Genomic DNA, 1482 nt, shown 5'->3' on the forward strand with positions numbered 1-1482 from the left:
GAGCTGGCCGAGTCGCTCGATGCCGCCGGACTCGGCGGCCAGCGCCGTGGCGAACGCGCCGTTGCCGAGGCGCATCTCGCGCTCGAGCCATGCGGCCGTGCGCGCCGCGGCGAGCGCGAACTCCTCGCTCGGCTCCGTCGCGTGCGCTGTGGCGAGCGTGCGCAGCAGCATGGCGTTGTCGCACAGCATCTTCTCGAAGTGGGGGACCGCCCACTCACGGTCGACGGTGTAGCGGAAGATGCCCCCGCCGACGTGGTCGTGGATGCCGCCGCGCAGCATCGTCACGAGGGCGTTGCGCGTCACGAACGCCGCCTCGCGGTCGCCCTGCAGGCGGGCGAAGGCGGTCAGGAACAGCAGCAGTGAGAATCGCGGGAACTTCGCACCCTCGCCGAAGCCGCCGTGCGCCGCGTCCGACGCCTGCAACACCGCGTCGGCGGCCCCGGTGACGAGGCGCGCGTCGATCGTCCCGGCGCGCTTCGGCGCCGCCATCTCGCGCAGGAAGGCGAGCGAGTCCGCGGAGGTGCGCTCGAGCCGGCCGCGGTCCTCGGCATACGCGCGCGCGACCTCGGCAAGGACGTCGCCGAAGGCGGGGAGGCGCCCGGCCGGCTCACGGGGGAAGTAGGTGCCGCCGAGCAGCGGCAGCCGGGAGGGCGTCAGGAAGACGGTCATCGGCCAGCCCCCGTGGCCGGTGGTCGCGGTCACGTAGTCCATGTAGAGGGCGTCGATGTCGGGGCGCTGCCCGCGGTCGACCTTGACCGCGACGAACCGGTCGCCGATGAGGGCCGAGGTGCCCGGGTCCGCGAACGACTCACGCTGCATCACGTGGCACCAGTGGCAGGCGGAGTAGCCGCACGAGAGCAGCACCGGCACGTCGCGCGCGGCGGCCTCGGCGAATGCCTCGTCGCACCACGGCCACCAGGCGACCGGGTCGCTCGCGTGCTGCCGGAGGTAGAGCGATGCGGAACCTGCGAGGCGGTTCACGTCCGGGAGGCCGCCCTTCGAGCGGGGTGCGTGTCCTTCGGGCTACGGTAGCATGCGGGCATGCTCTTCCTCATCGACGGATACAACGTGACGCTCGCCGATCCGGCGACCAGAGCGCGGCACGGGGACGACCAGCGGCTCGCGCTGCTGCGCCGCCTCGGCGTTTGCGGTCGCGAGATGCTCGGCGCGGGGCGGATAGTGGTCGTCTTCGATGGAGGCCACCTCGCGAGCGACCCCGTCCCGGCGGGCGTCGAGGTGCGCTACAGCCTCGACCGCGAGGCGGACCAGGTGATCGTCGACCTGACGCGCGACGCTCCGCGCGGAGGCGTGACGCTCGTGACGAACGACCGCGGTCTCGCGGACCGCGTGAGGGCGGAGGCGGGCGCGTCGACTCGCGTGCTGCCGTCATCGACGCTGTTCGAGGGCGCGCCGCAGCCGCACCGCCGCAGGCCGGGCCGCGCCGGCGGCGGGGGCGCGGACGGCGGCCTGCCACGCGGGCAC

Annotated in this window: 2 protein-coding genes; one reads left to right on the forward strand and one right to left on the reverse strand. The window is 74.0% G+C overall.

Features of this window, described 5'->3' with window-relative positions; genetic code table 11:
• Positions 1-981 (reverse strand): thioredoxin domain-containing protein (locus FDZ70_10580; protein ID TLM66244.1); only part of this gene is annotated, 981 nt, incomplete at its 3' end.
• Positions 982-1041: 60 nt separating this feature from the next.
• Between FDZ70_10580 and FDZ70_10585 the strand changes: the two genes are divergently transcribed.
• Positions 1042-1482 (forward strand): hypothetical protein (locus FDZ70_10585; GenBank protein TLM66245.1); only part of this gene is annotated, 441 nt, incomplete at its 3' end.

The organism is Actinomycetota bacterium, from assembly GCA_005774595.1.
Classification (GTDB): domain Bacteria; phylum Actinomycetota; class Coriobacteriia; order Anaerosomatales; family D1FN1-002; genus D1FN1-002.